Source organism: Corynebacterium sp. HMSC05D03, from assembly GCF_001807205.1.
GTDB classification, from domain to species: Bacteria; Actinomycetota; Actinomycetes; order Mycobacteriales; family Mycobacteriaceae; genus Corynebacterium; species Corynebacterium aurimucosum.
Genome location: NZ_KV788177.1, coordinates 115,970 through 142,238, shown reverse-complemented (window position 1 = coordinate 142,238; position 26,269 = coordinate 115,970). Strand labels below are relative to the sequence as shown.

Sequence of the window (26,269 nt, the reverse complement as noted above, 5' to 3'; positions counted from 1 at the left end):
CTTTACTAGTGTTTAAGCGAGTTCAAAGCGGACCGTCGCCCCCGGCGGGAGCTGCGCGGCGATATCAATATCTTCTTCGAGGACTGTGGCGATGACCGGGTAGCCACCGGTCACGGCGTGATCGCGGAGGAAAATCACGGGCTCGCCACTCGGCGGTACCTGGACGGAGCCAGCGACCATACCCTCCGAGGGCAGCTCGCCCTCGCGGGCGCGGCCCAAAGACACGGAGCCCTCCGGGCCGACCAGGCGCACGCCCACGCGGTTGGACTGTGCAGTAACGGTCCACTCGGTGGCCAGGAACGCCTCCAGACTTTCGGGCGTAAACCAGTCATCGCGCGGGCCGAGCACGCAGCGCAGCACACCCTCGGTCTGTCCGTGCGCGCCTTCGCGAACGCGCATCGGGTTGCTCAGCTGCGCATCCGTCATTGCGGTGGAGCGGGGGAGGACACCGATGACATCGCCCAGCCGTACCGGTGTAGGCCCCAGCCCGGAGAGCACGTCGGTGGAGGCTGAGCCCAGCTCCGCATCCGCCACGATGCCACCGCGGATGGCGATGTAGCTGCGCAGGCCCACCGTCGCGGGATCCACGGTGACCGTTGAGCCGACGGTGACGAGCACTGGGCGCGCGAGGTGTACCGGCATATCGTCGAGAAGCACGCGGGATTGGGCGCCGGTGACGCACACGACGGCGTCGGTCAGCGCGCGCAGGCGAATGCCGCCGATATTCTCTAGTACGGTGGCGCCGCGCGGGTTGCCCACCGCGACGTTGGCCGTGGCGGCCGCAGCCAAGTCAGCAGCACCCGAGGGCGTGACGCCCAAGTTGCCGCGGCCGGGGCGGCCCTGATCCTGATAAAGCGTCAGCAGGCCAGCATCGAGGACCTCCAAGCGCGGCAAGCGCGCCGGGGTGCGGCGGCCAAAAGGCGTGGTGGACACCACGTCCGGCAGCGAGCTCACCGCGCGATAGCGCACGCGGTCACCGGGCTGGACCAGTGCCGGCGGGTGGGCATCAGATTCCCACATCGGAGTTGAAGTAGTGCCCAACAGCTGCCAGCCGCCCGGGGAGACGCGCGGGTAGACAGCGGAGAAACCGCCGGCAATACCGACGGCACCAGCCGGCACCGCAGTGCGCGGGGTGGCGCGGCGCTCGATGTTGAAATTCTGCGCCGAGTCCGCCGGGGTGCAATAAGTAAAACCGGGCGCGAAGCCGCCAAAAGCGGCGAGCCACTCGGTGGACGTGTGCCAATCAATGAGGCCTTCGCGTGACATGCCCATCAACTCGGCGGCCTCATCGAGGTCCTCGCCGTCATAGAGAACGTCGATCTCCACAAAGCGCGGATCCTCGCCCGCCTGCGCGGTGGGGTGGAAGTCCTGCAGCTTCTCCGCGGCTGCGGCGGCGGAATTCGGCGTGGCAAAGGTCAACAGCAAGGTGGTGGCGGCAGCAATCGCGTCGACTTGATCTTTGAGCGGATTAGCGTCGAGGGCCGCGTGCCACGCCATGACCTGGGGCAAGTCCTCCAGCTCTATGAGCAGCGCGCGCGTTCCTACGGGGTGAATATGCATCAGATGGCGCTCCGAATCTCAATCCCGCGCGCCTGCAGTTCTTTGACCACACCGCGCAGCAGCTCTACCGCGCCGGGCGAATCACCGTGCGTGCACACCGACTGGGCATCCACGTTGAGTACGGAGCCGTCGATGGCGGTAATAGAGCCGGTTTCGGCGACCTCGAGCACGCGCTTGACGACGTCCCCCTCATCACCCATTACCGCATTCGCCTCGCGTCGTGAGACGAGCGTGCCATCGGGGTTGTAGTTGCGGTCGGCGAAGGCCTCGCGGATGACGGTGAGGCCCTTCTTTTCGGCGATGTCGACGGCGATGCCGCCGGGCAGCAGCATGACGGGCAGGTCGCCGAAGGCCTTGATGCCGTCGATAACCGCGTGGGCCTGGGCCTCGTGGTGGACGATGGTGTTGTACATTGCGCCGTGTGGCTTCACGTAGGCCACCTGTGTCCCGTTGGCCTGGGCCAGGGCCTGGAGGGCACCGATTTGGTAGGTGATTTCGGCGGCAAGCTCGGCAGGTGCGTAATCGATGAAGCGGCGGCCGAATGCTGCTGGGTCGTTATAGCCAACGTGCGCGCCGACGGTAACTCCTGCCTCTGCGGCCGCCTTGAGCGTTTCCGCGATGGAGTGCGGGTCACCGGCGTGGAAGCCGGTGGCGACGTTGGCGGAGGAGACAAGCTGGAGCATCGCGGCGTCATCGGCCACGGGGTTGCCGGCGGTGGTTTCGCCGAGGTCAGCGTTGAGGTCTATGTGCAGCGCGCTCATTACAGGAGGACACCTCTTCTATAGTTCCCGAATTGTTGAACAATCTATGGGTGACTAGTGTAGCCCGCATCACGTCAATTTGTGAAGTGTGTCCCTCATCTTTGCGGCTGTGGGAAGTGAAAGCACCCCCATCGCTGTCGCGTGATGGGGGTGCTGCTGGTTAACGCTTTTAGATTGGCGCTTTAAAGGCTTAGGTGTAGAAGCTTTGAACTAGAACGGGAGGTTGATGCCCAGCGTCTGTGCTACGGCAGGACCGGCTGCGGCCAGTACGCCGAGGACACCTAGGACGATAGCGGCGATGCCCAAGTCGGTCGGCTTGCCGTCCTCGGAGGAGAGCTTGCCCTTGAAGTCATCGAAGGAGCTCTGGCCATCCTTGTTCTTGTCGCCCTTGTCTCCGTCGCTGCTGCCGTTGTCGCCGCCCTGCTCGCTGCTGCCGTCATTGCCGCCCTGGGCGCCGGTGGAAGAGCTGGTGTTGGTGTCCTGGCTGCTGCCCTCTTCGGCGTGAGCGGCGGTCACGCCTGCGAGTGCGAGGGCGCCGGTCAGGGCTGCTGCGGTGAGGTTACGGGAGATGCGCTTCATGTTTCTTCTCCTGGGAATAAATCGGGAAAGTTGGGTCAATGCCGTATCAGACGATGTTGTCACCGTTAACTGATTTCGACTGCCCACATACTAACCAGAAAAAGTGAGATGCGCCAAACTATTTTGTATTTTTAAGCTATTCCACGGGAATTGTCATGAAGGTTTCAGGGTGCGGGGTGGCGGTTGGGGGTGTCTGCGAGGAGTCATTTTGTGGCAATGCTCCTGGTTAACTTCGATATTGTGGCCTATCGTTGTTCTAGTTCATTCGTTGAATTTTTTAACTTGCCCCAAGGTGTGCCACCGGTTGGGTGGTGGTGATTTGCGCGTCGGGAGGTTGCTAAAACGCATAAACCGCGTTCCTCCGCCTTTAGGTGGGGGAACGCGGTGTGTGGTGCTAGTTGTTCTTAAGCGAAGAACTTGCGGCGAGCAGCGAAAGCGCCAGCAGCGATCATGGCTGCGAAGGCCAGGGCGGCAAGGCCGCGAGCAACGGTGTTGGAGCCGGTCTCAGCGGAGATACCGCGGGTCTGTGCCGGGGTCTGTGCGGCGGTGCTGTCAGCAATCTGGCCACCCTGGGCGATGACCTCGTCCTTGTTCTCCTGCAGCATCTGCTCGGAAGCAGCCTTCTCCTCGGCGGTCGGAGCGTCCTTCTGTGCAGCCTCCTGAGACTTCACGTAGGTCTTTCCATCCTTGGCCAGGTACCAGGTCACGCCACCGATGACGAGGGCAGCCGGCAGAGCCAGCCAAGCCAGCTGCTTCTTGTCGAAGTCAGTCTCGCTGGAGGAGGGGTCTTCATTGGTGGAGCCTTCGCCCTCGTTGGTGGAGCCTTCGTTGCCCTCGCCTTCCGGGTTTTCTGCATCGTCGGCCGGAGCATCCTCTTCAGGAGCTTCCTCTTCAGGGGCCTGCCGAGCCTGCAGTTGCTCCCAAGCCCACTGTGCCTGCTCTTCGGTCAGTTTGGTGGTTCCGTCCAGCTCGCCGTCCTCGTTGCGGTGCGCGTAGGTACCGTCGGCCTGCCTCTGGTAGGTCACGCCATCGAGTTCAAACTCGGCCGGGGCCGGGATCTGGGCAGAGGCAACGGCGGTGCCGCCGAGTGTGAGGGAGCCAGCCAGGACGGCTGCGGTCAAAGTGCGGTTGATGTGCTTCATAAGTTTCTCCTTGTGAGGGTAGTGAGAGGGATTCAACCCAACGTGAACAACAATAGTCACAACTTTCACATCAGTCACAAGGGTTTGGGGGTTTCTCTCATTAACATGGCGGATGCTTATCGCGCCAAACGGGCCGCGTGTTCGACACGTGGAAGCCTGCCCATTGTGTCTTTGGGGCCTGTTTACCTGCATGAATGTGTAGGGTGAAATCGTTGAGCTGCGAAAATATTCGATAAAACACCAATGCGCTGAGTGTCCCCCTCTATGGGGGTATGGCAGGAAGCTCTAGCCTTGGTTAGTGGCAGCTTCAGGCGTTTCGGCTACGCCTTCAAACTGCCACCCCACCACGGCATTGCGTACCGCCGCTGCCAGTGGGTTGGCTGGCTGGATGCAGCTGATGGTGAGCAGGCGGCCGGGCTGGGCATCGGCGCCCCAGATGCTCTCATCCTGCTCGAGACCGTCCTTTGAGGGGTCGTGCAAATCCGTTGCGGTGTACACCAGCCACTGATCGCCGGAGTTCTGCGTGCGCAGGTATAGCTTGTCGCCTATTGAAGCCTTGTGCTCGTCTGCCCGGCCGTCGTAGAGATTATTAAATACTGCCGGCACACCCGCGCCGGTATGGCCGGCGATAACCACGATGTCTTGAGCATCCGTACCGGGAAGTGAATAGGGCTTATCCTCCGCGGTATAGGTGCAGGCCTTATTCATCGAGTCCGGATTGATCTTGTTGTCTTTGACTCGGCAGGAGCCTTCTTCGAAGTCCGTGCGTACATCAATTGCTGGGATGTACATCTCGACTGCGGGGGAGGGCTCGATGACTGCGGCGGGTTCCGTGACTATGTCGGCGGGTTGCGGCGCGGGTGCTTCTGGTTCCTTATTGAACTTAAGCGCGGTGACAATCCCGAGGAACACCAACGCCAGAATCAGGAGGACCCCCATCCCGCGACGGCTGTCAGGCTGGCGATGGCGCGCTGTGTGGCGCCGTGGTGAAGTTCCTTGTTTTCTCGTCGGTGCTGTTCGTGTTGGTGTTTGTTGGGTAGGCGCCGACAGGGAAGCGGATCGCCGTGAAGGGGTAGCGGTCGAAGAGGGAGAAGTTAACCGTTCTTGGCTGGGGCGGCGTCGCGGCCGGTAGGCCGAGCGCTCAGGGGTAGCGTCCGCGCGGCCTTGAAGAGAGCGGCTACGGCGTGCACGCTCAGCACGAAGATCAATACGGATTCCTTCTTCCGGCAGGCGGTAGCTATCGCGCTGTGCCGAGTAGCGAGAATCCATGGTGAGCTCCTGAGAAGAACGATAATTAGAAAATTACAGTACTACTCGCTCAGTAACCATTCCTTAAGTGCGCGTTATGAATCACTTGTTACCGAAGCTCATCCACGCGTTTTCCCTCACAGGCGAGCTGAAAGCGTAGTGCGTAGGTGATGAGCCAGTGGGTGGACATGAAGTGGCCGTCGACAAGCTGCGGTTGTGCGCTGGCAGCAAGCGCCTGTGCGCGGGGTAGGACGGAGGCGTCGAAATGCTCAGCGAGTTCAACGAGCATCCACGCCCTGGTCAGCGCTAGGCCGTAGAGGTGGGCCAAACGGCCATCGGTTGGGTCGAGTACCTCTGGGATCGTGGTCAAGAAGTCCAGCGCTTCGGAGCGACGGGGGAGAAAGGCAACAAACCAACGCGGGAAATCCGGCAGAACGCGCGACATGAGTAGCGCCTCCGATAGTCCGTTGGACAGGAAATCGTGCCCAGACAGCTCCCATTCGAGCGGGTAGTTGTGGTCGTCGCCAAAAAGGAGAACCGAGGCGAGCTGCAGCAGCCAGGCGCGCCCATAGGGTATTTCATATCCAGGGTGGGCAAGGAGGTAGTTGTATTCCGTGGTGAGGGCTTCTGTGCTGAGGCGATCGTCGAGAAGCGCAGAAAGTTCTTTGGGAGACTCGGGACCGAGAATCTCGTTTAGTAGCGTGCCTGAGTACTGCATGTGGACGCTGGAGTGCCAGTTGAAACAACCGTAGAAACTGGGGTGCAGCTTGCGGGGCGCACGTCGCAGTCTTCTGTGGAAGCGCTTGTGTGGTGCATCGCGGCGGGGAATTCGCGCTCGAGTGCGGCCGCAATTGTTTCCGCCCAGTCGCTGGCACAAGTTTCTAGCGAAGTCATGCGTTAAGTATGGCAAAGCTGAAGGTGGGGTGTGTCTTCTCTTGACTTCTGGGGTGTGCGTTTGAAATTGACCATCGAACGCATGAGCGACATTGTGGTGTTGATGTCCGGTCGCCCTCGTATTCTTTAGAGCAGGCATCCAAGAGGTGGGGGAATGCACGTCCGCACGCACGCGGTCTAGCAAGGGTGTCTGGAGCTACAGGCAACACTTCGTCTTGGGGGTTGCCATTATCGAAGAAGGGGGAACCTTGAGGTTCTTGGAACACAAGCCGACGACGTTTAGTAAGAGACAAGTACATCGAATAGGAAGTGCGTTACGGAATGGGGAAGCGGTTGATGAGGAACGGTTTGGTCTGTTCTTGGGCCAGCAATCAGCCCTGTGTGATGCGATAATTCAAAAAGCAGGTCAGACCATGGCACAACTTGATAATCGGTTGACACTGAGTTCAGACTCGATTGTGGAGCCAGATTCAGATACATACTTCCTGGGTTCTCGTGTAAAAACACGAGACACGTTGAGGGAGAAGTTGAGTCGAATGCCGAGCTTTCCTTTGGAGAATATCCAAGACGTCTCTGGAGTACGGCTGGATCTCGACGTGACTCTAAAGGAACAATCGATACTGGCGGAGCTTCTTTCTCGAGATCTTATGAAGGCTGGGGCGAGGAAGGTAGAGCTCCGGGACATGCGCGAGGAACCGCACTCGGGCTATCGCGCGGTGCACCTACATGTGATGTCTGAGGCCGGGCGTGCAGAAATTCAGTTACGAACGGCGCTTCAGTCGCAGTGGGCAAACCTTTATGAAATGGCAGGAGACTTGTAGGGGAGAGAAATCCGATACCTCGAATTCGGCGGAAAAATTCCGGCAGGATTTGAGATTGAGACCCGCGCTTTGCATGAACTGTCCGAAGTCGTAAACAGGGTGGAAAAGCTCGTCGATATTCTTACTGAGCCTTTCGAAGGCAACCAACCTGCTGATACAACGCAAAGAGAAGCACGTCAATTGCGACGTAGCATGTATAAGATGCTAGATAAATTAATCCATGAATTCGAAGAACGCCGAGTTCAACGTGACGTGGAGGGAGAATAAATCGATGCCAGCCTATTTGATTAAATACCATCGACCGACAGGTGCACTGGAAGTAACTGAGTACGAATCCCTCATCGAGGGAACCCGCGCTCGTCATAGACTGGATCAAGTAAATAAGGATCCTGACGTCGAGATTGTGGCGATTGGCGCTAAGAATTTAGAATCCGTCCGCCATACGCACGCGCGCTACTTCTTCCGTGAGAAGACCGCGCCGCCGTACCCCTTTGTGGCTTAAAGCTTGAAGCTTTGAATAGCGCAGTTGGCGAATACTAGCCGCGAAGGATTTTCGCCATGGCCTTTCCTTTGGCTAGCTCGTCAACGAGCTTGTCCAGGTACCGAATATTCTGCATCAGTGGGTCCTCGATGTCCTGGACACGGTGTCCGCAGATGCTGCCAGTGATGAGGTGGCGAGACGGGTTCAGTTGAGGGGCCTGCTCGAAGAACTCCTCGAGGGTGATCTTTTGCTCTCGGACCCTCCCCAGTCCTTCAACCGAGTAGCCGGTAAGCCAGGTGATGACTTCGTGGAGCTCGCTGACAGTCCTGCCTTTGCGCTCCACTTTGTTGACGTAGTGCGGATAGATGTCGGCGAAGGGCACGGAAAAGATTCGATGAGGCATGTGGCGCAGTATATTCGTGGTCCTCGAAATGCGTGGAGGCCGTTCGGCGTCGCGGGTTAGCCGTGCCAGAGCGACGAGATTAGCATCGCCCAGTGGTTGTCACCTATTGGTAGGAATCGCCTGCGCTGTTGTGGTTCCGCAATGCTCGCGCTGCCGTTCTGCAAAGACTTCGTTGCCATTCTGCAAGGTTCCCATTGCCGTTCTGCAATGCTCCCGCTGCCGTTTGATCATGCTGTGAAACGCCAAAAAGAGGGCACCCTCGGCCGCTGCGAAGCGGTGTGAAGGTGCCCTCTTTTGTAAAGTCTGGGCGGGTGAGATAGCTGGGTTAGTTCCAGACGGGGGCATCGCCAAGCTGCAGCTCGGAGTAGCGCGCCTCCGGGACGGTGGCGGAGTAGGGCTTGCCCACGGCCTCCCATTCCTGATCAGCGTTGCAGCGAACGTCCTGCCCGTCGGTGTCGAGCATGGTAAAGCCCCACACCAGCTTGCCCTGGGAGTTCGCCGGCAGTGTGTACGGGCCAACCTCTTGGTTCAGCTTCCAGTGCTGCTCGTGGACGTAGGTGAAACCGTAGGTCTGGGTCAGCACCTTGGCCAGTTCGCCCTCGCCCTTGATGGAGCCGGAGACCTCAATGGTCTGCGTGCGGGCCTGGGTCACGGTGTGGCTGACCGGCACGGGCTCATCGTTACGGTTGGCCACGCTGGTGGCATCCGTCTGCTTGAACCAGCGGCGAGTGGCGGTGACATAGGTGCCGTTCTCACCGGGTGTTGCGCAGTGCGTGCCCGGCTTGAAATCATCGTTCCAACGCTGGGGCAGCTCGAAGTCCCCGCCGAAGTCAGCGGCGTGGGCAACGGGAGCGGCTGCCAGCAGGCTCAGCGCAGCGAAGACGCTCGCGGCAGTGCGCGCGATGGACTTCTTCAGCACGTCTTAGCCCCAATCGTTGTTGTCGCGGGTGGAGACCTCCACGTGGCGCTCCTTCGGCAGGGTAGCGGTGAAGGTGTCGCCGTTAGCCTGCCAGGTGTTATCGGAACCGCAGATGGTCTTCTTGCCCTCAAAGTCGGAAACCACCCAACCCGCGCGCATGACGGCGGTCTTGCCCGGAGCGATGTTGTACGGGCCGACCTGCTCACCGACCTCGTAGGACTGGGAGTCGGTGTAGCTGGAGGAGAAGGTGAAGTTGATCAGATCCAGCAGCTTGAAGTCCACGCCGGCGGAGACGTTCCAGGTCTTGGTCTTGGTTTCCTTGATGGAGCGAGTTACCGGCAGCGGCTCGTCGTTGTAGTTGGAGATGGTCCAGGAACCGGCGGAGCCGTCGAAGTAGGTGCGCTTAATTTCGACGGTCTGGCCGGTGTCACCCGGGTTGGTGCAGTGCTCACCAATGGTGGTCGGGTTGGCCGGGCCCAGGTCGCGGGTCGGGAGAGCAGCATTGGCGGCTGGGGTAGCGATTAGGCCGCAGGCGATGGCCACGGCGGCGGTGGTGGAAGCAATCTTGGTCTTGAACATGGTGATTTCTCCTTGGGGATTAAAGGTGGATTAGTAGATGGTCTGGGTCGGGACTGGGAGGTTGCGGTACTCCTCCGGGGTGACGTCCTCGGTACGGGTGGAGCCGTCCTTGCCCGTGATGGTGGCCTCCGCCCAGAAGCCGCTGGGAGCGGTGGTCTGCTTGTAGTTGGAGGTCAGGCTGTATTTTCCGTCCTTGCCGCAGTGGATTTCGCGGTAATTGATCCGGGTCATAGTGGTGCCGTACTCCACGCGCACGCGCTCACCTGGGGCCAAGTCGATGTGCTCGAGTTCAGTTCCCACCGGCATGTAGGCGCGCTTGACCGCACCGACGGATTCCAGCCAGCCCTTCGGGATATCGCCGCGGTTTCCGCGCCAGTTGGTGTAGGGGGCGTGCTCGGCGCCAACGACGAAGTCAGTAACCGGCGCGTATTCATAGTCGCCCTTGGACCAGTTGAGGAAGTCCGTGGAGTAGCCCGGCTTGCGGAAGGTCGGCGCCACCGCGGTGATATCCAGTGGGTACCAGGAGCTATCGCGACCCTCGCAGGTCTCGCCCTCCTTGGGCCAGGAGGGATCGCGCTGCAGTTCCTCGGAAGGCTGCATGATTTCATCCTTCTTCGGGTCCGCAATCTTTTCCAGGCTGGGGCCGGATACGGAGGTGTAGTTGCCCTCGATGGGCTTGGAATTGGCGCCCGGGGAGCGGGAAGGAATCTCCATGGCCAGGTCCGAAACGGAGCCGTCCGCCTTGATGATGTAGGCAAAGGCATAGCGCTCGGCCGGGCCCTTGCCGCGGATAACGTTGGCGCCGGGCATGTTCTCTAGACGGTCGTCGTTACAGCCGACGAACATAGAGATGAAGTCCTTTTCCACCACGCCGTATTCCACGCGGAAGGATTCACCCGGCTTGAGGGTGATGGGGCCGAAGGTTTCCTTCTCCTGCCAGCCGTTGCTCAGCTTTAATCCGATATCGGACTTGGCGGTGGTGTCCCACCCAGAGGGCATCGCGGCCTTGGAATTGGCCTCAATCTTGTGGTTGGTGCCCGTTTCCACCGAAGCGGTATAGGGCACTTCTTGGTCAGTGGTGTTCTTGAACTGCAGAGTGCCGTCGCTTAAGTAACGGCGGCCGGTTTCGGCAAAGTGCCACTCCGGGGTGGTGAGGTCTTCGCCTGCTGCGCTGCAGCTCTTGTAGAGGTTCGTGATGGGGTAGGCCTGCGGCATCGGCGGAATATTGGCTGCCTGTGCTGCGGGCGCGATGAAGGCCGCGGTTGCCATCGCGGCTGTAGCCGCCAGCGGCGCGAGTGCGCGCAATCCCTTGATGTGCACCTGGATACCGTCCTTAAAGAAACTCAAAGAATGATGGGGAACTAATTTAATCCTGAAACAATCTTAGGTGCCGAAACCGGAGGCTTTGAAAGCTGGACAAGAGATTTCTTAAGGCCTTGGGGCAAGTTGGCGGTGTCAATATGGTGACTGCCAGTGTTTTGACCTTTCGTGCACAATAATTCGATTGACCCTATACGGGGTTGCCGAAATTTCAGGATTTCAAACGAATCTGCTGGCAGTGAGCTTTGCTCGGGGAAGTTTCGTAGGAGAGCTGATGGTACTGATGCTCGCGCCATGCCTGCATTTCTCACCCTTTGGGGGAGAAGCGTGTGGCTGCGGCCGTGGTGGGAATGGGGCTGCGCTTGGCGACGTCCCCTTCACCCCACCGTCTGCTCTCCTGGTGGAGGGCGGGGCGTGAGACGGCAGATGCGAAAATATATTCCCATCGTGTTGTTAGTAATCCACCGCCTCGCGAACAATCGGGCAGGTCATGCAATGCCCGCCACCACGCCCGCGCCCCAGCTCTGCCGAGCCGATCTCCACTACCTCAATGCCGGCAGCCCGCAGCTTCTTGTTGGTGTGCTTGTTGCGGTCATAGGCCACTACAACGCCAGGTTCAATAGCCGCGACGTTGTTGGCATCATCCCACTGCTCACGCGCGGCGGTATAAACATCCCCACCTGTTTCAATGACCTCGAAGCGTCCAATACCGAGTGCCTGGGCTACGACATCGAGGAAAGAATCGGTGGGCAGTTCAACGTCGAAAGGCGCCGTGCTCGTGGAAGGGTGCAGCACGATGGGCCGAATGCTGTCCACAACCTTGGGGTAGGCAGTGACCTTGTCCGCGTCCAAGAAGGTGAGCACAGTGTCCAGGTGCATTGAGGCACGATCGGCGGCCATGGCAGCGATGATGATCTTCTCCGCCGCACCTTCCTCGAACAGGCGCATGGCCAGCTGGCTCACGCCTTGCCACGTGGTGCGCTCGCCCATGCCGACCAGCACGATGCCCTTGCCAATCGGCATGATGTCTCCACCCTCCAGCGCTGCCAACCCGGGTTCCTCATCTGTATTGCCGTACCAAAACTTAAAATCCGCCTGCGCAAACCGCGGGTGATAGTTGTAGATAGCCTTGGTCAGGAGTGTTTCCTGGTGGCGCGCCGGCATGCGCATGGGGTTGAGGGAGACCCCACCATAAATCCACGCCGAGTTATCGCGCGCGTACTGCGTGTTGGGCAGCGGGCGCAATGCAAAAGCAGAAGGCCCGTAGACCTCGCGCATGGCGTCGATGGTTCCGTGGCCTAAGCCCTTCGGGATTTCGGCGAAGGACAGCCCGCCGATGAGTAGTTCGGCCAGACGTGCCGTGGGCATCTCATTGAACCAGTGGCGCAGCTCGCCGCCGATGCCCGCACCAACGTTCTTGTCCAGCAGCTTGTAATCGAGGATGAGATCCCGCCCGCCCGGGGTGTCCAGGGTCTCCTCCAAAAGCTTGTGCATTTCCAGCACCTCGACGCCGTAGCCGCGCAGCTGGGCGACGAATTCCGCGTGGTGCTTCTTGGCTTCGTCGACCCAGAGGACGTCGTCAAAAAGCAGCTCCGCACAATTGCTCGGAGTGAGCCTCTCGTGCGCGAGGCCTGGTGCACACACCATGACCTGGTGGAGCTTGCCGACCTCGGACCACACGCCCAGCGGGGGAGTTGTCATGTGTCTGAAACCTTTCTTGGCGCGCGGTGAACCGTGCCAGCCACGTGGGCAGTGAGAGTCGGCGCCGCAGGAGACGATTGTGAACTAGGTGACAATTCTAAGATAAGTTCCGACTTTTTCAAGCTTCCGACAGTGGGAAAGCCCACGTAGGTGCAGGTTTTTCGGCTGTGTGCATACTATTATCCGCGTTTATTCACGTGGTACAGGTGAGTACACGGTGAGGCCTACGCCGCGCTTGGTGACGCCCATCCCTCCGCCACTGCGGCAACACCCGCGTTGGCAGGGGCGGCATTGCCTGGAGAGCTAGATGAATAACTTTGAAAGGAATGGAAATTCTGCGCGAATAGCAGAGAAGTAAACGCGTGGGGGTAATTGCGGCGTGCAGTTTCCGGGGCGAGCATGTGCTCACTATTGGGAGTCGAAGTCTTCGGCTATGAGACTCGCTGCGTGCTCGCGGAGGTAGTCGCGTAAGTACGGCAAGGCGAAATCGACTTCGCCGTGGCCCGTGGTGGTGATCATTTCGGCGTCGAGAAGCCGGCGGCGATAGTTGCCTACATAAGAATCAGTCTTATTGAAGCGTGCCTTGATATCCGCCATCTTGGAAGGGCCATCGCTTTGGGCCATGCAAACCAAAAAGCTTCGGTCGACGGGGGGAGAGATCCGAGAGTGCGGGCTCATGAACAAGTTGGCCGAGCTTGCGCTGTGCTGTTGCAACTCCGCGCCGGGCAGCGTCGAGGGAAATCTCCGTGCCTCCGTTAACGGTGCGCTCCTTTTCCCGAAAGGAGCACTGGCCGACTAGCTGAATCATGAATGGATATCCATGGCACGCTTCAACCGCGGTATCCAATGCATCCTGTGACCACGAGGTGGCGGCGCTGTGAAGGGGTTCCTCCAGTGCTTCACGTACATCGGAATCGGAGACCCTGCACAGCTCAATGTGGTTGGCGCGGCGAAGAAAGGTTACTAGATTGGCGTCGCCGCGACTGTTCAGCTTTCCGGATAGCAACGGTCTAAATGAAGATGGGATGCCCGCCATGACAACGGAGATGTCTTCACCTTCGCGAACCAGATGCTGAATTGTGGCGCCGAACTCTATGAGCTCCTGGCTGCGTTGGTGGTGCATTTCATCCAAAGTTACGAGAACACCACCAGGCTCCTGGCGGGATTTTCGGTCGAGTTCGCGCTTATAAGCCAGTAGATCCTTCAGTGCATTGCGCAGTGAATATGTGGACTCTGCAATAGCTCGAGTATCCCAATTGAGCCCACCTCCAATGCCGAGGATGGAGACGTTAAGGCCTTTGATCTGCTTCCTCTCCTTAGCCAAGAGCTGAATGATACTGCTGCGCAAGCGCTCTACAAAGCCGGTCGTTGCAGTGTCGCTGAGTATGAGCCAACCGCGCTCGAGCGCTTCGTCTTCGAAAGCGTTGAGAAGGACGGTTTTCCCGATGCCACGGGGGCCAATGATGAGTGAGATTCTCTCATGGGCGCCGGGGCCTTCATCGAGTGCAAAACCGAAAACACGGATGGCATCGCTGTGGCCAACCAACAACGGGGGAGTGGCGCCGAAGGTGGCCGTAAAAGGGTTGGTGGGTTTCGGATTCATGTCCTTCGCTCTAGACCACAGAGCTTTTGAAGTCTTGTGAAGTTTATGAATTCTTTGAAGTTTATGAAGAGCTGTGAAGTTTGAAGAAGGGGCCGCGCCGCTATCAATAGGAACTGGCGGTGCGGACCGGAGTGATGGGAAAGAAGCTGTTTACCAGCCCTTTAAGGAGCGTCTTTGGCGCAAGGGAAGCGCCCGGACATCGTCGTGGATGAATCGAGTTTGAGGAGCGAACATCCGATCGGGCGGAAAAGAAAGCGAGCGCGAGCTTGCTCGGCAACAATAACTGGCCACGTACTGTAAACGTATGACTCAGGACGCTTTGGAACCGATATCGGTACTGCCTCGCGGCGAGTTCGCTTTCCCTGGCCCGCTTCGCGACGCCCTCGTCACCGCCATCCTGAACGGCACGAAACCACTACTACGTCCTTGTTGGCCGAGTATCCGCACGGTTACAAACCACAGGAGGACGTGGGCAACCTCGAAGCAGTCCTTGACTCACATGACAACGTGGTGTGCGTCATCCGTACCACCGAGGTCCAGGTCTGCCGGCTCGCCGACGTCAACGACGAGCATGCCCTCGCTGAAGGCGAGGGCTACGCTGATGTCAGCGAATGGCGCGCTGGGCATGAGCAGTTCTGGCGCTCACCCGAATTCGTTGAGTACATCGGAGAGATAGACATCAACGATGACACACAGGTGGTGTGCCAGCGTTTCGCCATCGACTCGCGGTACCCGGTTAAGGCACTGGAGCCGTGGAACGCCGAAACCTAGGAGAGTCGGTACACCTCGTAGTCATCCGGCACACTTGCGCCGGGAACGTGCTGCAGACCGAGCTTCAAGGCTAGGGCAATCGAGGCTGAATTGGTGGGATCGATGATGGCGACGACAGGGAGCTGCGGGAAAAGTTCTCGCGCGCTGGCAATCGCAGCGGCTGCGGCTTCCTTCGCATAGCCTTGCCCCTGCGATTCTGGTGCGAAGCGGTAGTAGAGGTTGAGTACTTCTTCACCTTCTTCCTTGCTATGACGCACACCTGTGAAACCTATGGTGGTGCCATCAAGCGTGGATACCACGTAGTAGCCCAGCTGCTTCTCTCGCCAATTGGCCTGCCATGCGCGTGCCAACTCCGTGGCTTCCTCCCTGGTCTTCATGGCCAGTTCAGGGCGGTGCTCGTACGTACGGGCATCCGAGTGAATGGCGAAGATGGCATCAATGTCGGCATCCGTAGGAACCGACAATGAAAGCCGCTGGGTATGGAGGTCGTGAGCATCGTTCATTGCGACTCCTAAGATTGAAAGCTGCGGTCTGCCAAGGTTACCCAATTTGGACATGTGTGGTGCAGTCGTTCTTGGTCGAAGGCTGCACTGCTGCGCTGGTCGGTGCGAAAACGATGTTGCTTCAGACCTCTGATACGGGTTCCTCTACCAACTGGCCTGGTTCTTCAAGGGCTTCTTCCTCGAAGAACGAGGAGTCTTCCACCGCATTTCCTTCGCTGACATCGCGCTGAACCGTCTTCTTCAGAGCACCCTCAATGAGCGTGCAGAGCGATTCCCTTCGACGTTTAAAGAAGGTATCAAAGTTGTCACTGCGCAGTGCTTCAGGCGAAATGAGGTGTCCGCGGAGAACGTCGTCCACGCCTTCAGAATCGAAGCCAGATTCGCTCTCAACCTTGGACAAGTATGCCGACGGTGCAACGCCGCCGATGACACGGTTGGTGCGTGCACTCAGCGTTGTCTTGTTGACAATAGACTCGCGGCGCTCATTATCGATTTCGTTTTTCTTGCACCAGTCCTTAGGAAAAATATGGTGAATGTCGACAGCCATATCCCTGTACTGGAATGCGCCGAATTGTTTTCCTTCGACCCAGTCTGTTGATCCCTGTGCCATGATGAGCGCAGCAATACCTTTGTAGGCAGCGGCATTGCGGGTGTGCAACGAATGAAGGCGAGATTCAGCGAAGGTAGCATCCTGCACTGTGCGTGGGGCGGTAGTTTCTTCACCCATCGCCCAAGCAGGCACCCTTTCGAGGTCACGTACGAAGCGCGTTTCAATGGCAGAGCCATAGAGCTCACCCAAGACGCCGCTCCAGAACCACTGCGTAATCTTCTCCTTGACGTGGTGCTTGTCTGCTTCCTTGCCAAGTACAACGGCAATGGCAGCCAACGGGACCAACTGTTTTGGGTAGGGGACATCCCTGAAACGGTAAATGTGCAAGTCTGCGAGGAAGCCGGCTGCCCAGATGAAACCTTGACGCAGCGCGTCGCGCCAGGCGAGGTAGTCGTTCAATTCAAGTTTGAGAACGTCTTCCCTCTTGGCAGGCAGACCGACTTTGCGGCCTCCCGAGGAATGCTTACTCCGATCAAGAGTCGTCAGCATCGTGATTGCTTGGAGGAAGTCCGTGTTCTCCACCTTGTGGAGGACATCATGTTCTTTCCATAGCTCCTTAGTCTCCACCCAGTCATCGTTGAGGCGGAAGTCATGTTGATACTTTTCGTAATACTCCGCATCGCCTGCAAACACTGCTGTGAGAAGCTCAAAAACGTTGAGCGGAAGTCCACCAACATTGACCTTTTCGAAAACAGTGGCCACTGCTGCCTTATCTGTCTGCTTGTCTAGCTCGATTGCAGGAATCTTGTATTCGTTGACCTGGCGGAGAATCCCATCGCTAAATGCCGTCATGAGTGCGGTGTCACCCAGCTTGCCGAACCATTCGAAAAGTCCCATTTGATCAAGGAGCAGCGAAACAGGGATATAACCGGCCTCGTGTTGCTTCTCCATGGTGCTGAGATCGAGCACGATATCGCGATTGAAGTTGGTCCTAATAACCCCATCAGCCGGCACAGAGATTACTGCCTCATCCAGATCGAAGGGGTCGTCAATAGACCTCTGGATATTGATGAAATACCTGCGGTCAAGGCGTTTACCGCGTGAGTCTTTGGTGTGAACAACGCCGTCACCTTTGAGGGCTTGGGTAAGTGACGTCAGTCTCTGCTGGCCATCGAGAAGCAAGAATTTGGGCTCGGAAGTAGCCGTAGCCTCGGTGCTTTCGATGGGGCGTGGCTTGAACCTGACAGAGGAGTTACCAGTTTCCAACAACATGATGATGCCCAGCGGATGCCCACGGAAGATGGTGATGAGGAGCTGACGAACACGCTCGTCTTCCCACTTATACTTTCGCTGGAAATCGGGGAGCTGAATCTCTCCGTTCTCGGTAGAGCGCATCAGCGCCGATAGTTACTGCATGTTGGTGTTGAAACCCACTGGTTCCTTCTCTGTGGTGAACGGTCATCTCTAGCATGCCTCAAAAAGTTTGTCGCTGAAGAGAACTCGGAGCATTGAGGATGGGGAGACAGTACTCGTTTCTGGCACATTCAGGCATAGCCCACCATTGGAGGATTTCCATACCTGCGCCAGTGGTGGGGTGGCCCAGGGAAGCTAAAGCTGTCGATGGTCCACACTTTAGTTAAGACGCCAAAGCTAAGGAGTGCGAAACAAGGCTAACCCCAAGGGAAGTGTGGGGGCTTTCTGCTTCAAAAACGTCTCGATAACTGTGAGTTTTGTGGTTCGCTCAGAAGACCGTGCAGGTTGGAGGGGTGGACCTGCAATAACGCGGAGTAAAAGCGGAAAATGTGATCTGAATCAATGGTAGCTTTAGGCAACAGCTAGATCACTGGTTCGGCTGTTAGACCGGAAAGGAGGGTGGAAACGTGACTATAGAGTCAGTGCGGGCTGCACTGGGAGTTCTAAAGGCTGTTGCCGGCAACCCAGGTGTTGGCCTGTCAGAGCTTGCAAGAGTATCTGGTGTGAAGAAGTCGCGGACGTATCGAATTCTCCTGACCCTAGAGGAGGAGGGCTTTGTTGTTCAATCTGAAGACAAGGGTTACCACCTGGGTCTCCAAGCGATGATCGTTGGGCAGCATGCGCGGCAAGGGACTGGGTTAGTCCGGACTGCAGAGGAGCGTATTGCCAAGCTGGCTGAAGAGTTTGACGAGAACATACAAATCCGTGTCCGAGATGGAGCTGAAAATGTTCAGGTCTTTTCACGAAAGTCCAATCAACGTCTGCGTGTCATTTCTAGCCAAAGAAATCGTCGACCGCTTGGAGTTGGTGCCTCGGGCCGTCTATTGCTTGCTCATATGACTCCGGAGGAAATCGTAGCTTCGGGTTATAAGGGGAAGTTGCTTGAAGAGTCTTTGCGAAGTCAAATTCTGGCACAAGGTTATAGCGACTCATCTGGAGAGTTGACCGCAGGTGTAGAGGCGGTTGCTGTGCCTATTTTTTCTGTTGAGGGTCGTTGTATTGCATGTCTATCGGCATCGGTGCCCACTGCTCGAATGTCAATTCCTTACAAGGAATCCCTTATAGAGGGGCTTAGGGGTATTGCGGGCAGTTTAGCTGGGGATAGTTATTAGTCATTAGAAGATAGGTGAAGGAAGGAACAATGAGGGATAAGGTATCTCAAGTTTCACGTTCTGCCGGGGGTGCTTCCCTGAATGATTCAGAGGGGCAAGCAAGTCCGGAGAAGAAGGGGAGTGGGGAAAAGAAGTCCACAAACCCGACGGTTGTAATGGGATTAATCGTCGCTCTAGCTACTGTCTTGACTTATATTGTTAAGTCGGGAGCCTTTGAGCGAGACGGCAAGAAGATTGTTCCTGACAGCTACCGCACCATCGAAAAAGATTTTGGCTTTTTAGATGTGTTCATTGGCATAGGAGCTGTAGAAGGTAAAGCAGCACCTGTGAGCCTTTTGCAGATGGTGCATGCGATTCCGCAGGGAATTATCGAACAAGCAGATCTGATAATCATGGTGATGTTCATCGGGGGCATGTTCGGGGTATTGCAAGCTTCTGGAACCATTGACGCCGGATTGGAAAAGCTACTCAAAACTGCAAAGGGGAACGTATATGTCTTGGTTCCCGTGCTCATGTTGGTGTTCTCTTTCGGCTCAACCTTTTTGGGAATGGCGAAGGAATACTTGCTAGTGATTCCTATTGTCATAGCCATGACGGATCGTTTAGGCCTACCAAAGGTGATAGGGCTTGCAATCGTGGCTGTGCCAGTAAAGATTGGGTATGCGGCTTCGATTACGAATCCTTTTGCACTGTCAGTAGCACAACCGTTGGTTGGAGTTCCGGTCTTTTCTGGATTGTGGCTCCGGGTTCTCACTTACTGCATCATGATGCTTGTTGGGATTGGATTTGTGCTCTTCACTATTCGGCGTCACCAAAGTAAAAGCTCTGAAGTCGCAGCGGAATTCCAGGGCGGAGAGATGAGCGCACGTCAAGGTTGGATCCTTGTGGCGCTCGCAATTGGGGTCGCTTTCATGGTGTTTGCGTCCCAGTATTGGCACTGGAAGACCGACGCGTTGGCTGCTTATTATTTGTTTCTTGCCATTGTTTTTGGTTCCGTGGCAGGATTTGGTCCTTCAAGGATAGCGACGGAATTCGTTTCTGGAATGAAGAAAGTCATGATTGCCGCTGTCCTCATTGGTATGGCAACAGCAGTGGCAATCGTTCTAAAACAGGGCATGGTTCTCGACACTATTATTGGCTTCTTTGTAGGCCTTGTTGGTGGTCACGGTCCCTATGTATCGGCTTACGCAATGATGATAAGCCAGCTGTTCATCGACGTAGCGATTCCATCTACTTCAGGACAGGCTGCTGTGACTATGCCAATTTTGGGACCGGTAGGCGAAATAGTGGGCGTCACTCCTCAAACCACGGTTTTCGCCTTCTTGATGGGAAATGGTCTTACGAATGTCATTACCCCTACCTCTTCCGGACTTCTGATCTTTCTTGCCGCTGCAGAGGTGCCCTGGACTAAGTGGGCCAAATATGTGCTTCCCCTCTGGGGCTTGATGGTTCTAATAGCAATTGCCATGCTGACTCTAGCGGTGGCAGTCGGATACTAGGAGACTTGGCGTGGAGTTTTTTCAAAATTTGTACGTAGAGATGCGAGACGGCGTGAAGCTGGCCACAGATGTCTATCTGCCTGAGGGCCCCGGGCCATGGCCTGTCGTTCTAGAGCGGACTCCTTATGGAAAATCTGTTCAATCTCGTTCAGAAATCAATGGAGATGGGCGAATGATTGACAGGGCTGAGTTCGCGCAAGCATTTGTGTGCGAAGGGATGGCGGTTGTTTATCAAGACTGCCGCGGTAGGCATGATTCCGAGGGGAAATTTGAAAAATACGTTAATGAGGCCACCGACGGGTATGACACACTTGACTGGTTGTCGGAACAAGATTGGTGTGACGGGGATGTCGGTATGCTTGGTCTATCGTACGCGGCGCACACTCAATTAGCGGCGGCGTGTTTGAATCCTCCTAGCTTAAGGACAATGGTGCTTGATTCGGGCGGTTTTGATAACGCATATCGCTGGGGAATTCGTCAAGGAGGAGCCTTTGATCTCAAGCAGGCCACTTGGGCTTTCAAGCAGTCAAAAGCATTGAATAGCCTTCGTCATTCGGGGGGAGAGGAGACTCCCACCGAGGAATTAAAGGCTGAGATCGCGGCTTGGTTCCGAAAGATGCCTTGGTCCGAAGGGAACTCGCCATTGGCAGACTTTCCAGAATACGAAGAGTATCTCCTTCGACAGTGGAGAGAAGGGGCTTTCGGCGAGTACTGGGATGTTCCGGGGCTGCATAATGCAGCATTTTATGACGATATGCCGAATATTCCCGTGCTCTTCATGTCAAGTTGGTACGACGTGTATGTTCCTTCCACGATTCGGAACTATCGCGCCTTTGTTCAAAAAGGAACTAAACCGTCTCTTATTATGGGACCGTGGCTGCACGGCGACCGTATCATTTCCAATTCGGGGGACCTCTGTTTTGGCTCGCAGGCAGTTTTCGACGCCGGTTTTGGGCATACGTGGGTTCAACACCGTGTGGAATGGATGCGCCAAGTCTTGGTTGAGAAAAGGGATCCTGATCCCGAGATCCGTCTATTTGAGATGGGAAGCAATCGTTGGGTCACAGGATCGTCTTGGCCCCTTCCGAATGCAAAAGCACAGGTACTCCATCTGGCGCCGGAAGGTCGACTCGCTGAAGAAGGGAAGACCAGTTCGGTAGAGCTAATTGCGAATCCTAATTCCCCAGTTCCGACAGTGGGGGGCCAGGCAACTTCAGGTAAGCCAATTTTCGAAGGCGGGGCTTTCGATCAGATCGAAGCCGAGGGCTTTTTTGGGGCAGATGGTAGTGGGAGGGCCTTGAGATTGAGAGAGGACGTACTGTCTTTTTCCACAGGAGTGTTAGAGAAAGATTGCGTGGTGGCCGGCTCTGTAACAGTCGAAATTCATTTCAGTGCAAGTACCCCGGACTTTGATATTGCGGCAAAGCTTGTAGACGTCCACCCTGATGGAAAAGCATTTAATATTACCGACAGCATACAGCGAGCGCGCTATCGAAGGAGCTTCTCAGAACCAGTTGATGTGGTTATAGGAGAAAGGGATTTTCTAGTCGTCGAGCTACCTGATACCTATACTCGTTTCAAAGCTGGTCATCGATTGCGGTTGGATATAGCCGGTTCCAACTTCCCGCACTTTGATGTAAATCCAAATTCAGGTGAACCAGAGGGGTATGCTGAGCACCCTGAAATTGCGCGAACTCAAATTCTGCTAGGAACCGGGCTCTCTAGTATCAGACTCTCGGTTTTATCCGAGTAGGAAGTCACGAGGGCTGGTTGATTTCTGTTTGGATTTGTAGCGCTAGCCATGAACTGATCAGCTAAGGCATTCGACTATTTGGGATGCGTATTGCAATTGTGTTTGGCACAATTGCGGGGCCCGACCCCCGACGTGTCTACTTTCCGGGGGTCGGGCCCGTTAATGATCGTTTAGGGGCGCAGCACGGAAAATCTGGCTGCGCCCACAAGTCGTTGGCGGATAATGCTGAAGGAATTCAGCACCTATATGAGTGCTCCTAGCTCCTAGCCGCTAGCGCCCAAAGTTCTGCACGGCATACAGCTTGCCGTCAGCAGCAACGGCCATGCCAATGCCCACGGACTTGGCGCGGGGGTCAAGCAGGTTCTTGCGGTGGCCCGGGGAGTCCATCCACAGCTGAACAACGCGAGCGTCGGAGTAGTCGCTCCATGCCTGGAGGACGTTCTCGCCACCGGCTGGCAGGCCGGCGGGGTAGTGGGTCCAGTAGTTCGGGCGGTGGCGGGTATTGCCGTCGCGGCTTAAGGTGTTGGCCCAGTCCTGTGCCAGGTTAGCCAGGCGCGGGTCCACGCGCAGCGGTGCGAGACCATTGGCCACGCGCTGGGCATTGGTCTGGTTAATGATTCCTTGAACGCTGGCAGTGGCGTGTGGCGTTGCGGCTACTGGGCCGGCGGCCGACGGCATGGTGAAACCGAACGCGGCAGGGGTGAAAGAACCAAAGGAGCTGGTGGCCTGAGCAGGGGCGTTGATAGCGCCGGTGAAGAGTACAGCGGTGGCAGCAATCGGGGTGATGATCTTTGTGGTTTTATGTCCGAATGGGAGGCGGAACATGTCGGGCACCTCTTTCTGCTTCAGGGGTTAAGCGGCGGCCCTTCTGGCCGCGTACCGAGCGGTACTTTCACTTAAAATTAAAGCTCGAAATAGTGCATAAAATCCACTTGACCAGCGATTTTAAGGTTTGTCTATGGGTTTATGGTGTTGTGCGTGCTGGGCCTAAGATTTTCTTGGGGTGCTGGCTTTTATGGCCTCAATTTGCGGCGGTTTCTTCAGGAAATCCGGGCGTCGGGGGTGGAGGTCGGGGGAGGGGGTTAAGGGTTGTGGAAAAGGCTTTCAAAACCTGCTGGTGATCTGTCAACTATTGGCAGAAAATAAGGTTGTTCTGCGCAAAAGCGGGGATTAATTCTGAAAAGCATAGTTTGCACTTATTTAACTATGTGGCTGTCTGGTGAGGGGGAAGTTGGGATTGGCAAAGCCCCGCATAACGCCTCTTCAGAAGCGTTATGCGGGGCTGCTTTGTGTATGGGGGAGGTGAGGAAGTTTACTTGATGTCCTCAACCACGTCCGGGTTCTTGTCCAGCCACTCCTGGACGGCTTCCAGCTCCTTGCCCTCGCCGTACTCGTTGACCACGAGGTCTTCCAGGGTGCCGTACTGTTCATCATCCAGCTTCAGGCCCTTGAGCCACTCGGCTACCTCAGGGTTGTCCTCCTCGAAGCCGTCGCGGGCTAGCCAGTGCAGACCCTCGGTATCACCCAGGGTGCCCTTCGGATCCTCGAGGTCCTTGACTGGGAACTTAGCGTTAGCCCAGAACGGACGCCATAGGGTGACTACGATGTCCTCCTCAGCGTCGGTAGCGGACTTCAGCTCAGAAAGCATAGCCGGGGTGGAAGAGGTGGACAGGTTGTAGCCGTCCAGTTCGTAGCCTTCGATGGTCTCCTGGGAGGCCTTGGTCAGGCCTGCGCCCGGCTCGATACCCACGACCTGGCCGCCGAAGCGGTCAGCCTGCCCCTTCAGGTCTTCGATGGAGTTGACATCATCCATGTACTCCGGCACTGCCCAGGTCAGGCGGGCATTTCCGTAGTAGGCACCATAGTCCTCAATCTTGTCGGAGTACTTGTCCATGTACTGCTTGTGGGTGAATTCGGACCAGGCAGACGGGTAGATGTCGATGTCGCCGGAAGCGAGGGCGGTGTAGACCACGGCGGCGTCGTTAAGCTGCTCGTGCTCAACGGTGTAGCCGGCCTCCTCCAGCTTGTTCTGAAGAAGGTGGGCAGTGGACAGGCCATCGGTCCAGGACGGAATGTAGCCCATGGTGATGGTGCCCTTGTCGCCATCATTGTCGGAGCCAGATGCGGAGTCCGAGGAGTCAGAGGAGCAGGCCACGAGGGAAGCGCTCAGCGCGAGGGCAGAGACGGTGGCCAGAATCTTACGGGAGAACATGCAATGTCCTTTCGGAGTTGAGCAGTGAGAGATATGAAATTATCGGTGCGCGGTATTACTTGCGCACCAAGTTCAGAATCGAGGCCGGGTAGCTCTTGAGCGAACCCAGAGCCGCGGTGAGTCGGTCAAGGAAGACGGCCAAGATAACCACCGCGAGTCCGGCTTCAACGCCCTGAGCAATATCCAGGGTGGAAATAGCGGAGACCACTTCCTTGCCCAGGCCGTCCGCACCCACCATGCCGGCGATGACTGCCATGGACAGAGAGAGCATGATGACCTGGTTAATACCGGCCATGATGGTCGGCACGGCCAGCGGGAGCTGGATGCCCTTGAGGATCTGCCAATTGGTGGCACCGTAGGACTTGCCGGCCTCTACGGTTTCGCTATCCACCTGGCGGATGCCCAGTTCGGTCATGCGCACACCCGGAGGCAGCGCGAAGATGATGGTGGAGAAAATGCCCGGGACCACGCCGATAGAGAAGAATGTCACCGCTGGAATGAGGTAGACAAAGGCCGGCATGGTCTGCATGAAGTCCATGATGGGGCGGATGATCGCGCTGGCAGTGTTCGACTTTGCTGCCCAAATGCCCAGTGGAACCGCCAGGATGGTGGCAGACAAAGTAGCAATGAGCACCAGCGACATGGTCTCCAACATGGTGTCCCATTGGCGCATGCACATCACCAGCAAAAAGCCCAGGGCGGAGCCGATGGCGAACTTGGGCGAGCGGAAGAACCAACCCAACAACGCCAAGATGACGAGCATGATGATGCCAGGGACGGAGAGGAGCACCTCTGAGAAACCGTCAATGAGGAAGCTCATGATGGCGGAGAAGGCGTCGAAAAGCACGGCGGCGTTATCGGTGAGCCAGTCAATGCCGTCCGAGACCCAATCGCCCACGGGGATGCGGGGCAATGCGTTTTGATCCATGGCTTAGTTCTCCTCTCCAGTGGTGTCGATGTCACTCGATGCGGCGGACAAGAGAGTCACGCGCGGAATAACACCGGTGAACTTGCCGTTGCCGTCGACAACGAGCAGAGGGGTCGTGGTGTCGGCGGCATATCCGAAGAGCTCCGCAATGTTCTGGCCCTCATGGACAATGTGCGTGGTGCTGGAATCCAGCGGCAGCTCGCTGTTGCCGTTGCGCACCGCCTTGGCGATGTCCTCTTCCCAGACCACGCCGGCTGGTGTGCGGTCGGCATTGAGCACCACGAGCCAGGAGTTTTGAGATTCCCGCAGTAGCTTTTGCGCGGTGAGCGGGCCCTGGCTCGCGTTTAGGGTGTTCTGTGGGCGTTCGACGATATTCTCCGCATTGAGTACGCGGGAGCGGTCAACATCCTTGACGAAGTCGGCCACGTAATTATTGGCGGGGTTTTGCAAAATCTCTTCGGCGGTACCAATTTGTTCCACCCGGCCGTCGCGCATCATGGCGATGTGGTCACCGATGCGCATGGCTTCATTGAGATCGTGGGTAATAAAGACGATGGTCTTGTTGAGGGAAGCCTGCAGGTCGATGAGCTGATCCTGCATGTCCTTGCGGATGAGCGGGTCCAATGCGGAGAACGCCTCATCCATGAGCAGGATGTCTGTATCTGCTGCCAGCGCACGGGCGAGGCCCACACGCTGCTGCATGCCGCCAGAGAGCTCGTCTGGCATGGAATCAGCCCAGCCTTCGAGCCCCACCATGGCCAAGGCTTCTTCTGCCTTGGCCTCACGCTCTTGCTTTCCGACGCCCTTGATTTCCAGCCCATACGCCGCGTTCTCACCGACAGTGCGGTGGGGTAGCAAAGCGAAGGACTGGAAGACCATGGAGATACGGTCGCGTCTTACAGCGCGTAGCTCCTCCTCCGACATGGCTGCTAAGTTTTGGTCGCCAATGAAAATCTCGCCTGAGGTGGCATCCCACAGACCGTTGATCATTCGGATGAGCGTGGACTTTCCGGAGCCCGACAGGCCCATAACAACGAAGATCTCCCCCGGTTCAACCTCAAAGCTGGCATCAATCACCGCGGCGGTGAGGCCCTGCTCGCGGAGATCTTCACGAGTAGACCCATTCTTGAGGGATTCCACCCCTCTCTTGGCATGTTTGCCAAAGACCTTGTACAGATTCTTGGCAGTAATCGCTGCCATTTCCCCTCCTTGCTGCGGGAATCGCTAACTCGTCCACCGTGTCATGACATCCAGATTGTTTCAACCAAAAAATCAGCTTGCGGACAGGTTTTGCAGTTAGCTGCGCGCTCGCGGCGCGTGTTGTGAAGAGTGCAGTCCCATGCCTGAGTGCTGCGGATACTTAGGGTTCTGACGCGGTGGGAGTCCACCAATCTCAAGTAAATAACGAAGCTATAACAACTTCCTGTTGTCGAGCTGGACCTTGCGGGCACGGTGCG

At 57.1% G+C, this 26,269-nt stretch carries 25 protein-coding genes; 6 read left to right on the top strand and 19 right to left on the bottom strand.

The window, feature by feature from the left end:
• Positions 1-12: 12 nt before the first annotated feature.
• The 6 genes from HMPREF3147_RS06955 to HMPREF3147_RS12585 all read right to left on the bottom strand — a co-directional run bounded on the left by HMPREF3147_RS06955 (position 13) and on the right by HMPREF3147_RS12585 (position 6,323).
• Positions 13-1,560 carry a 5-oxoprolinase subunit B/C family protein gene (locus HMPREF3147_RS06955; protein ID WP_070446316.1) on the bottom strand — a complete coding sequence of 516 codons (1,548 nt, stop codon included), beginning with the start codon at positions 1,558-1,560 and terminating at the stop codon, positions 13-15.
• Complete coding sequence (locus tag HMPREF3147_RS06950) at positions 1,560-2,321, bottom strand: 5-oxoprolinase subunit PxpA (protein ID WP_070446314.1); 762 nt, start codon at positions 2,319-2,321, stop codon at positions 1,560-1,562. The genes HMPREF3147_RS06955 and HMPREF3147_RS06950 overlap by 1 nt, the downstream gene beginning before the upstream one ends.
• Before the next feature lie 210 nt (positions 2,322-2,531).
• Complete coding sequence (locus HMPREF3147_RS06945) at positions 2,532-2,900, bottom strand: hypothetical protein (RefSeq protein ID WP_070446312.1); 369 nt, start codon at positions 2,898-2,900, stop codon at positions 2,532-2,534.
• Positions 2,901-3,304: 404 nt separating this feature from the next.
• Entirely contained in the window at positions 3,305-4,042 is a 738-nt protein-coding gene (locus tag HMPREF3147_RS06940; protein ID WP_070446311.1) for a hypothetical protein, read from the bottom strand.
• A 285-nt stretch (positions 4,043-4,327) separates the two neighbouring features.
• On the bottom strand, positions 4,328-4,981 hold the full coding sequence (locus HMPREF3147_RS06935; RefSeq protein ID WP_246815741.1) for a sortase family protein: 654 nt from the start codon (positions 4,979-4,981) through the stop codon (positions 4,328-4,330).
• 418 nt (positions 4,982-5,399) lie between these two features.
• Positions 5,400-6,323, bottom strand: a complete 924-nt coding sequence (locus HMPREF3147_RS12585) for a DUF2891 family protein (RefSeq protein WP_144656096.1) — start codon at positions 6,321-6,323, stop codon at positions 5,400-5,402.
• Positions 6,324-6,597: 274 nt separating this feature from the next.
• On the opposite strand from HMPREF3147_RS12585, the gene HMPREF3147_RS13010 reads away from it, so the two are divergent.
• The gene (locus HMPREF3147_RS13010; protein WP_246815740.1) at positions 6,598-7,005 is read left to right on the top strand and encodes a nucleotidyltransferase family protein; all 408 of its coding nucleotides are present in this window, start codon (positions 6,598-6,600) and stop codon (positions 7,003-7,005) included.
• Between the two features lie 220 nt (positions 7,006-7,225).
• Complete coding sequence (locus HMPREF3147_RS06920; RefSeq protein ID WP_236659317.1) at positions 7,226-7,507, top strand: hypothetical protein; 282 nt, start codon at positions 7,226-7,228, stop codon at positions 7,505-7,507.
• A gap of 34 nt (positions 7,508-7,541) precedes the next feature.
• Here the strand turns inward: HMPREF3147_RS06920 and HMPREF3147_RS06915 are convergent, their stop codons facing one another.
• The 7 genes from HMPREF3147_RS06915 to HMPREF3147_RS06890 all read right to left on the bottom strand — a co-directional run bounded on the left by HMPREF3147_RS06915 (position 7,542) and on the right by HMPREF3147_RS06890 (position 14,011).
• Positions 7,542-7,889 (bottom strand): DUF2200 domain-containing protein, encoded by a 348-nt coding sequence (locus HMPREF3147_RS06915; protein WP_070446309.1) that lies wholly within the window; start codon positions 7,887-7,889, stop codon positions 7,542-7,544.
• A 325-nt stretch (positions 7,890-8,214) separates the two neighbouring features.
• A complete protein-coding gene (locus HMPREF3147_RS06910) occupies positions 8,215-8,808 on the bottom strand; it encodes a hypothetical protein (protein WP_070446307.1) in 594 nt (197 codons plus the stop codon).
• 3 nt (positions 8,809-8,811) lie between these two features.
• Complete coding sequence (locus HMPREF3147_RS06905; protein WP_070446305.1) at positions 8,812-9,387, bottom strand: hypothetical protein; 576 nt, start codon at positions 9,385-9,387, stop codon at positions 8,812-8,814.
• Positions 9,388-9,417: 30 nt separating this feature from the next.
• Positions 9,418-10,656, bottom strand: coding sequence for a hypothetical protein (locus HMPREF3147_RS06900; protein ID WP_210384580.1), 1,239 nt, complete (start codon positions 10,654-10,656; stop codon positions 9,418-9,420).
• 504 nt (positions 10,657-11,160) lie between these two features.
• Positions 11,161-12,408 (bottom strand): arginine deiminase, encoded by a 1,248-nt coding sequence (locus tag HMPREF3147_RS06895; RefSeq protein WP_070446301.1) that lies wholly within the window; start codon positions 12,406-12,408, stop codon positions 11,161-11,163.
• Positions 12,409-12,816: 408 nt separating this feature from the next.
• Positions 12,817-13,005: a hypothetical protein gene (locus HMPREF3147_RS13135; protein ID WP_371325739.1), complete on the bottom strand. Its 189-nt coding sequence runs from the start codon at positions 13,003-13,005 to the stop codon at positions 12,817-12,819.
• On the bottom strand, positions 12,977-14,011 hold the full coding sequence (locus tag HMPREF3147_RS06890; RefSeq protein WP_371325738.1) for an ATP-binding protein: 1,035 nt from the start codon (positions 14,009-14,011) through the stop codon (positions 12,977-12,979). The genes HMPREF3147_RS13135 and HMPREF3147_RS06890 overlap by 29 nt, the downstream gene beginning before the upstream one ends.
• A 468-nt stretch (positions 14,012-14,479) precedes the next feature.
• On the opposite strand from HMPREF3147_RS06890, the gene HMPREF3147_RS13005 reads away from it, so the two are divergent.
• Positions 14,480-14,782 carry an ASCH domain-containing protein gene (locus HMPREF3147_RS13005; protein WP_246815739.1) on the top strand — a complete coding sequence of 101 codons (303 nt, stop codon included), beginning with the start codon at positions 14,480-14,482 and terminating at the stop codon, positions 14,780-14,782.
• Here HMPREF3147_RS13005 and HMPREF3147_RS06880 read toward each other — a convergent pair.
• Together HMPREF3147_RS06880 and HMPREF3147_RS06875 are read right to left on the bottom strand one after the other, a co-directional pair.
• Entirely contained in the window at positions 14,779-15,285 is a 507-nt protein-coding gene (locus HMPREF3147_RS06880; RefSeq protein WP_070446299.1) for a GNAT family N-acetyltransferase, read from the bottom strand. The two genes, HMPREF3147_RS13005 and HMPREF3147_RS06880, sit on opposite strands and share 4 nt — an antisense overlap.
• A 121-nt stretch (positions 15,286-15,406) precedes the next feature.
• Positions 15,407-17,230 (bottom strand): GmrSD restriction endonuclease domain-containing protein, encoded by a 1,824-nt coding sequence (locus HMPREF3147_RS06875; RefSeq protein WP_141740723.1) that lies wholly within the window; start codon positions 17,228-17,230, stop codon positions 15,407-15,409.
• A gap of 485 nt (positions 17,231-17,715) precedes the next feature.
• On the opposite strand from HMPREF3147_RS06875, the gene HMPREF3147_RS12580 reads away from it, so the two are divergent.
• The 3 genes from HMPREF3147_RS12580 to HMPREF3147_RS06865 are packed head-to-tail and all read left to right on the top strand — an operon-like array spanning position 17,716 to position 21,672.
• A complete protein-coding gene (locus HMPREF3147_RS12580) occupies positions 17,716-18,420 on the top strand; it encodes an IclR family transcriptional regulator (RefSeq protein ID WP_083276456.1) in 705 nt (234 codons plus the stop codon).
• A gap of 29 nt (positions 18,421-18,449) precedes the next feature.
• The gene (locus HMPREF3147_RS06870) at positions 18,450-19,919 is read left to right on the top strand and encodes a YfcC family protein (RefSeq protein ID WP_083276455.1); all 1,470 of its coding nucleotides are present in this window, start codon (positions 18,450-18,452) and stop codon (positions 19,917-19,919) included.
• A gap of 10 nt (positions 19,920-19,929) precedes the next feature.
• Positions 19,930-21,672, top strand: coding sequence for a CocE/NonD family hydrolase (locus HMPREF3147_RS06865; RefSeq protein ID WP_070446297.1), 1,743 nt, complete (start codon positions 19,930-19,932; stop codon positions 21,670-21,672).
• 270 nt (positions 21,673-21,942) lie between these two features.
• On the opposite strand, the gene HMPREF3147_RS06860 is transcribed toward HMPREF3147_RS06865, so the two are convergent.
• The 4 genes from HMPREF3147_RS06860 to HMPREF3147_RS06845 form a co-directional block, all read right to left on the bottom strand.
• Positions 21,943-22,497: a CAP domain-containing protein gene (locus HMPREF3147_RS06860; protein WP_070446295.1), complete on the bottom strand. Its 555-nt coding sequence runs from the start codon at positions 22,495-22,497 to the stop codon at positions 21,943-21,945.
• Positions 22,498-22,984: 487 nt separating this feature from the next.
• Positions 22,985-23,884, bottom strand: coding sequence for a glycine betaine ABC transporter substrate-binding protein (locus HMPREF3147_RS06855; protein WP_070446293.1), 900 nt, complete (start codon positions 23,882-23,884; stop codon positions 22,985-22,987).
• A gap of 55 nt (positions 23,885-23,939) precedes the next feature.
• Complete coding sequence (locus tag HMPREF3147_RS06850; protein ID WP_070446289.1) at positions 23,940-24,812, bottom strand: ABC transporter permease; 873 nt, start codon at positions 24,810-24,812, stop codon at positions 23,940-23,942.
• Between the two features lie 3 nt (positions 24,813-24,815).
• Positions 24,816-26,012, bottom strand: coding sequence for a quaternary amine ABC transporter ATP-binding protein (locus HMPREF3147_RS06845; RefSeq protein ID WP_070446287.1), 1,197 nt, complete (start codon positions 26,010-26,012; stop codon positions 24,816-24,818).
• Between the last annotated feature and the right edge of the window lie 257 nt (positions 26,013-26,269).

What these genes read in the sequence shown, in the direction of transcription:
- HMPREF3147_RS06955 (WP_070446316.1), bottom strand. Translation starts at nt 1,560, where the DNA reads ATGCATATTCACCCCGTAGGAACGCGCGCGCTGCTCATAGAGCTGGAG.
- HMPREF3147_RS06950 (WP_070446314.1), bottom strand. Translation starts at nt 2,321, where the DNA reads ATGAGCGCGCTGCACATAGACCTCAACGCTGACCTCGGCGAAACCACC.
- HMPREF3147_RS06945 (WP_070446312.1), bottom strand. Translation starts at nt 2,900, where the DNA reads ATGAAGCGCATCTCCCGTAACCTCACCGCAGCAGCCCTGACCGGCGCC.
- HMPREF3147_RS06940 (WP_070446311.1), bottom strand. Translation starts at nt 4,042, where the DNA reads ATGAAGCACATCAACCGCACTTTGACCGCAGCCGTCCTGGCTGGCTCC.
- HMPREF3147_RS06935 (WP_246815741.1), bottom strand. Translation starts at nt 4,981, where the DNA reads ATGGGGGTCCTCCTGATTCTGGCGTTGGTGTTCCTCGGGATTGTCACC.
- HMPREF3147_RS12585 (WP_144656096.1), bottom strand. Translation starts at nt 6,323, where the DNA reads ATGCCTGCTCTAAAGAATACGAGGGCGACCGGACATCAACACCACAAT.
- HMPREF3147_RS13010 (WP_246815740.1), top strand. Translation starts at nt 6,598, where the DNA reads ATGGCACAACTTGATAATCGGTTGACACTGAGTTCAGACTCGATTGTG.
- HMPREF3147_RS06920 (WP_236659317.1), top strand. Translation starts at nt 7,226, where the DNA reads ATGAATTCGAAGAACGCCGAGTTCAACGTGACGTGGAGGGAGAATAAA.
- HMPREF3147_RS06915 (WP_070446309.1), bottom strand. Translation starts at nt 7,889, where the DNA reads ATGCCTCATCGAATCTTTTCCGTGCCCTTCGCCGACATCTATCCGCAC.
- HMPREF3147_RS06905 (WP_070446305.1), bottom strand. Translation starts at nt 9,387, where the DNA reads ATGTTCAAGACCAAGATTGCTTCCACCACCGCCGCCGTGGCCATCGCC.
- HMPREF3147_RS06900 (WP_210384580.1), bottom strand. Translation starts at nt 10,656, where the DNA reads ATGGCAACCGCGGCCTTCATCGCGCCCGCAGCACAGGCAGCCAATATT.
- HMPREF3147_RS06895 (WP_070446301.1), bottom strand. Translation starts at nt 12,408, where the DNA reads ATGACAACTCCCCCGCTGGGCGTGTGGTCCGAGGTCGGCAAGCTCCAC.
- HMPREF3147_RS13135 (WP_371325739.1), bottom strand. Translation starts at nt 13,005, where the DNA reads ATGGCGGATATCAAGGCACGCTTCAATAAGACTGATTCTTATGTAGGC.
- HMPREF3147_RS06890 (WP_371325738.1), bottom strand. Translation starts at nt 14,011, where the DNA reads ATGAATCCGAAACCCACCAACCCTTTTACGGCCACCTTCGGCGCCACT.
- HMPREF3147_RS06880 (WP_070446299.1), bottom strand. Translation starts at nt 15,285, where the DNA reads ATGAACGATGCTCACGACCTCCATACCCAGCGGCTTTCATTGTCGGTT.
- HMPREF3147_RS06875 (WP_141740723.1), bottom strand. Translation starts at nt 17,230, where the DNA reads ATGCGCTCTACCGAGAACGGAGAGATTCAGCTCCCCGATTTCCAGCGA.
- HMPREF3147_RS06870 (WP_083276455.1), top strand. Translation starts at nt 18,450, where the DNA reads ATGAGGGATAAGGTATCTCAAGTTTCACGTTCTGCCGGGGGTGCTTCC.
- HMPREF3147_RS06860 (WP_070446295.1), bottom strand. Translation starts at nt 22,497, where the DNA reads ATGTTCCGCCTCCCATTCGGACATAAAACCACAAAGATCATCACCCCG.
- HMPREF3147_RS06855 (WP_070446293.1), bottom strand. Translation starts at nt 23,884, where the DNA reads ATGTTCTCCCGTAAGATTCTGGCCACCGTCTCTGCCCTCGCGCTGAGC.
- HMPREF3147_RS06850 (WP_070446289.1), bottom strand. Translation starts at nt 24,812, where the DNA reads ATGGATCAAAACGCATTGCCCCGCATCCCCGTGGGCGATTGGGTCTCG.
- HMPREF3147_RS06845 (WP_070446287.1), bottom strand. Translation starts at nt 26,012, where the DNA reads ATGGCAGCGATTACTGCCAAGAATCTGTACAAGGTCTTTGGCAAACAT.